We start from the raw sequence: 5,503 nt of genomic DNA, 5'->3' as shown, positions 1-5,503 counted from the left end.
ATGTATGGTGCACTCTCCTTAGCTTTGGTAGGTTAATTTGAGTGTATCATAACATGTCTTTTTTCTGTCTCGCTTAATTATACAATCCACGATATTAAAAAGTTAACTAAGAAATATTATCTATGGACTGTCAGAAGTATTTACTTCCAGAAAGAGCAGTGCGAATTTATAAAGAGAGCGTACCTAATCAATCACTATGCGAACTGGGGTTATTAATATTTTTCTTGGAATAAACAATCATCACTCTCAGAAAAGTTACGTTGAAATTTATCGTTCATTTTTTGATTTATATTCATAACTCATTTTAGTGATTAGGTTAAATTTGTAGAAATAGGTGGGAAAGTTGAATTCATACAAGAAGTTACTAGGAAACTCGTTTGTCTTTGCTGTGGGAAACTTAGGAAGCAAGGTTATTTCTCTGATACTTGTTCCACTATACACGTATTACTTGTCAACAACAGAGTATGGAGTTGTTGATTTAGTGACTACTACCGGTACAATGATTTTACCAATAGTTTCATCAAGCATCTATGAATCGGTATTAAGATTTACTATGGATCAAAAGCAAAAAAGTGATAGAATTTTAACTAATTCTATTGTTATAGCAACTATTGGTTTTTTTATTTTTATGGCGTTTTACCCAGTATTTGTGTATTTTAATATATTTGAAAGTTATTTAAATTATTTGTATTTACTTGTTTTAGTTCAGCTCTTTGAAAGAATTTTTGCTCAATATGCGCGCGCTATCGGAGAAGTAAAAATATTTGCAATAAATGGAGTTTTATTAACTTTTTCCACAGGTATAATGAATATTTTATTTTTAGTGTATTTCAATTTGGGCATAAGAGGTTACTTTACTTCTCTGGTAATATCTAACGTAATTTCTTTAGTCTATTTGTTAATAGCAACTAAAGCTTACAAAAAAATCAGCTTTAAATTATTTAATAAAAGCTTTTCAAAAGAATTATTTGGATATGCACTTCCAATGGTTCCGAACTCGTTAATGTGGTGGTTAATAAACGCTTCGAGCAGATACTTTATTGGTTTTTTTGTAGGGATTAGTGCTAATGGATTATTCGCAGTTGCAAGTAAAATTCCATCATTAATTAATATGATTAATCAAGTATTTAATCAAGCATGGCAATTATCTGCTATTGAAGAATATGAAAGTGAAAATAAATCCTTATTTTATTCCACTGTATTTTTTAGCTTATCTTCAGTAATGTTTTTAGGAACTTCAGTGATTATAATACTGGTAAAAGTCCTGTTTGCTAACATTTTATCTATTGAATATTATAATGCTTGGAAGGTTGTTCCGTTTTTAGTTCTAGGCGCTGTTTTTTCTTGTTTTTCTGGTTTTTTAGGAACAAATTATATTGCTGCTAAAGAAACAAAAGGAGTTTTTAAAACTTCTGTATATGGAGGAGTAATTAGCCTAGCTTTAAATCTTGCCTTTATTCCATCATTTGGAATTGTAGGAGCAGGAATTTCCTCAATGTTAAGTTTTTTTGCTATGTTTTATATTCGAGTTTTAGATACAAAAAAATATATAGAGCTGAAAATTGATTGGCGTCATTTCTTTGGAAATTTGAGTATTATTTTTATGCAAATATTTATTTTAACGATCAATATGTCACTATTCTATGAGTCTATCATTGAAATTACTTTATTATTTATATTGTTAATTTTAAATAAAAAAATGTTGAAGCAATTTATGAATATCTTTCAGTTCTCTAAACTGTTAAATAATGATTGAATTCACGTTAAAAATATTTAAGAAATCTATTAGAATTTACTCTAGAAGTTAGGGGTGCATAGGTTAACTATACAAATTTCAAAAATTGTATAAAAATATATAAACGTCTTAAGGAGAATAATGTTGGAAAAGTACATAGAAAAATTCCGTAAAGGAACGCAATATGTAAATATCGTTTCGGCTGTCACAAAAGAGGAACTGACACCTGTTCATGAAATCAGCGAGGACTACCTCAATCAAAAGGCGGTGAAGTTCATTCCCGCCAGCGGAGCCGCCACCCGGATGTTCAAGGATCTGTATGCCTTTTTGGAGGACCAAGAAGATACCGAGTTCATCCAGCAATTTTTCGCCAATTTGGAACAGTTTGCTTTTTATGGAGACATAAAGGGATTGGTGGAGTCTCAAGGATGGGATAAAGACACGTTGGAAGGGCGGCTGGCCATTGCAGAGTGTGTGGTGAAAAGCCATTTGAATTATGGCAGCCTGCCGAAAGCATTGATCAAAGTTCACGCCTACGAGGACAAGATGACCACGCCGATCGATGAGCACATTTATGAAGGCGAGCAGTACTTAAATCATGGGCCCGGCAGCTTGCATTTCACCATCGGGGAAGAACACGAAGACTTGTTCAACCAATACGTGAATCAGGTATTGGCAGATAAGGAACACATTGACATCACCTATTCTTTCCAAAAAGAGGAAACGAATACGTTGGCGGTGGATATGGACAACGAACCATTCCGGTTGGAGGACAGTGAAATTCTTTACCGCCCGGGCGGACACGGCGCGCTGCTGGAGAACTTGAATGACTTGGATGCCGACATCATCTTCATCAAAAACATTGACAATGTGTGCCATAAAAGCCGGGTGGAAGACACCATCCAGTCGAAAAAAATGCTGGCTTCCATCGGGATGGAAGTGAAGCAGCAAATCGACGCCTATATTTTAGATATTTTGGCGGATGACTATGATTTGGAAGCCATCGGGGCGTTTCTTCGGGACACCTTGAATATCGTCTTGAAGACCGAGTTGACCAAAAAGCGGGCGTGGGAGCTGTTGAATCGGCCGCTTCGCGTATGTGGCATGGTCAAAAACAGCGGCGAACCCGGTGGCGGTCCGTTCCTGGTGGACAACGGCGACTACGTGGATCTGCAGATCTGCGAGAAGTCCGAGATTGATTTGGAAGATGAAGAGAAACGGGAAATCTTTGAATCCTCCCAGTACTTCAACCCGGTGGACGTTGTCTGTTTTGTGAAAGACCACAAAGGCGAGAAGTTTAACCTTCTTCAGTATACAAATGAAGACCGGTACTTCATCAGCGAAAAAACGCACGAAGGCAGAAAGCTGAAAGCCCTGGAACACCCCGGTCTGTGGAACGGCTCGATGCATAACTGGAACACCTTGTTTGTCGAAGTGCCTTTAACCACGTTCAACCCGGTGAAGACCGTGAATGATTTGTTGCGGGAAGGTCATCGGGAGAAGGTTATTGCGAGGTAAGAATTGATTGATGTGTGCTTCTAGAAGAAATACTTCCTTTGATTGAACAGTATTTGAATGAGGGCAATACTTCTAATGCAATAGGACAAGATATCTCTTACTCAGTACAATAAACTAGGATTTATGTCTATAGCTTCGAAGACAGATGGTTGACATTGGTACGTTGGAAAGCTATGAAAGAGTTCGAAGGATATTTGCATTGAGATAAAGTTATTCTAAGAGGATTGAACTGAGAGGTTCAATCCTTTTTAATACATGTTAAAGAAAAGAAGCATTTTAAGTACATGGTGAATTGAAACAGTGATTAAGTTTTTGTTATATGTTAAGAAAGGTCTATGATAAACATGACCGTAAGAAACATAGATTATTGTGGTACAATAACAATTAAGGGGGACGAAAAAAATGTCATATGAAGAATTTAAAGCAGCAATCAAAAGAAATAGAAAAAATAATAAAAACGCAATTTTAGTCAATTGGTTAGAAGTAATTAAGAAAGAAATTCAGGCTAACGTAGATAAAGTAAATGAGGATTTAGATATTCAATCCTACGAATTCCTTGCAGAGATTTATAGTGCTGGAGGCTTCCAAGAAGTTGGATTAAAATCCGCTGGCAAAAGAATTGCTTTTTCTTTAAATGGACATGACGAGATATCTGTGTATAAAATCAATGGTGTTGAAAAAGAAAAACTTGGTTCGTTAACGTATATTAACGATAATAAGCTAATAAACTCTGTTACCAATAAATTATTTGAACCTAAAAGAGATGTAATATACTTCTTAAGTCAGATATAAAAATATTGCTAACTTAACATTTGAACTTCAGTTTAAATAGACATTCTAAAGTTGATTAGACGCTTCTATATTTTACTCAATAAAGCGCTGCTGTAGAATAGTATATATTTGCATACATTTGTAGGTACTATTGTAATTTAACATGGAGGTTTGTTAATTATACACTGCAAAAAAAGCATGGTATCAAGAAAGTAAACACTCAATCGTGTAATCTCATACAGGAATATTCTTGTTACAATCCGTTTAATATATAACGTGAGTAATTTTGGGGAATGCGTAAATAATTCAAATTGGGCGATCAGAATATAAAGGTCTACACAAAAAGTTTACTTTACACAAGAAACTTGTAGTTTTCTACTAACCAGAATTTATGTATAGTCAAAATATGGAGGAAGTAAAATTGTACATTAATACATACAAACATTTTGAGGACACTAATTCGATTGAATATATTCAGTGTCCGCATATTTCTTCACCTTATCCCGGAAAAATGTACTATCAAAGAATTAATCGAATGGGAAATAGAATTGATTTAGAACCTGAGCAACTATTAATTATAGATGAAATGGTTCCAACAGGTGAAGTTATTCTTGAGGAATGCCTGAATAAATAGCATATATAAAACGGGCATATCCTAGCACGCCTTTACCGGAAATCAGAAACTATAATTTTGTAATAACTTATTATTTAAAGAAGAAAAACCAACAGCAATTAATTTAAGCCGTTGGTTTTTTTATTGGCATTCAGTTAGTTTATTAGTTACTACCACCCCACAATAGACCCATCCGTCCGTGACTCCGATCCACCTACCAACACGCCCGTCTCCGGATCGCGCCAGATGATTTGGCCGCGGCCGAAGCTGTTGGGCTCCACTTCGATTTGAACTTGGTGGCCTTTTTCTGTGAGTTCCTCGGCTAGGTGTAAAAGGCAGTTATATAATGTAGGAAATCGGCAATTTAAAATTGTTGGTTTTCCTACATTTTTTATATACTTTTCTTATCCCCTTTTCAGAAATGGAGGAATCAGGATGAGAAAAGATATTCGAGAAGGAGTGAAGAAACATATGATAGACGGCATCAAACCCAATTATGCCGCGTTAGCGAAGCAATACAGCTGTGACTACCGAACAGTCAAAGCAGTCTATCATGAAGCTTTAGAAGGAAGAAAAAGACCGGTACAGAGAAAAAAGCGGCCGAGTAAACTGGATCCCTATAAAGCAATTATTGAAGAGAAACTGAAAGACCAGTGCAGTGCGTATAGTATTTATAAATTTATTGAGAAGAAAGGATTTGAGGGGAGTTACAGTTTAGTCAAGCAATATTGCCGATCCTTTAAGCAAGAGAAAATTAAGAAAGCAACGGTACGAATTGAACATACACCTGGCCTGTCAGCCCAAGTTGACTGGAAAGAAGAAGTCAAAATGATCAGTAATCAAGGAGAAATCGTTACGTTTAATAT

At 35.5% G+C, this 5,503-nt stretch carries 3 protein-coding genes and 1 pseudogene; all 4 read left to right on the top strand.

Annotated features, from left to right (window positions below; all coding sequences use genetic code 11):
- Positions 1-343: 343 nt before the first annotated feature.
- Positions 344-1,756 carry a lipopolysaccharide biosynthesis protein gene (locus G470_RS0111060; protein WP_028274854.1) on the top strand — a complete coding sequence of 471 codons (1,413 nt, stop codon included), beginning with the start codon at positions 344-346 and terminating at the stop codon, positions 1,754-1,756.
- Positions 1,757-1,879: 123 nt separating this feature from the next.
- Entirely contained in the window at positions 1,880-3,253 is a 1,374-nt protein-coding gene (locus G470_RS0111055) for a DUF4301 family protein (protein WP_205617933.1), read from the top strand.
- 402 nt (positions 3,254-3,655) lie between these two features.
- Positions 3,656-4,045, top strand: coding sequence for a hypothetical protein (locus G470_RS0111050; protein WP_028274852.1), 390 nt, complete (start codon positions 3,656-3,658; stop codon positions 4,043-4,045).
- A 1,027-nt stretch (positions 4,046-5,072) separates the two neighbouring features.
- Positions 5,073-5,503 (top strand): annotated as a pseudogene (locus G470_RS0111040) (IS21 family transposase); the annotation flags it as partial.

It is taken from the genome of Atopococcus tabaci DSM 17538 (assembly GCF_000429585.1).
In the GTDB taxonomy this organism is placed as follows: domain Bacteria; phylum Bacillota; class Bacilli; order Lactobacillales; family Carnobacteriaceae_A; genus Atopococcus; species Atopococcus tabaci.
The sequence above is the reverse complement of the archived record's forward strand: the minus strand, read 5'-3'. Positions and strand labels throughout refer to the sequence as shown.

Bases quoted from the DNA above. Each gene is read 5' to 3' on its own strand.
- G470_RS0111050 (WP_028274852.1), top strand. From the start codon at position 3,656: ATGTCATATGAAGAATTTAAAGCAGCAATCAAAAGAAATAGAAAAAAT.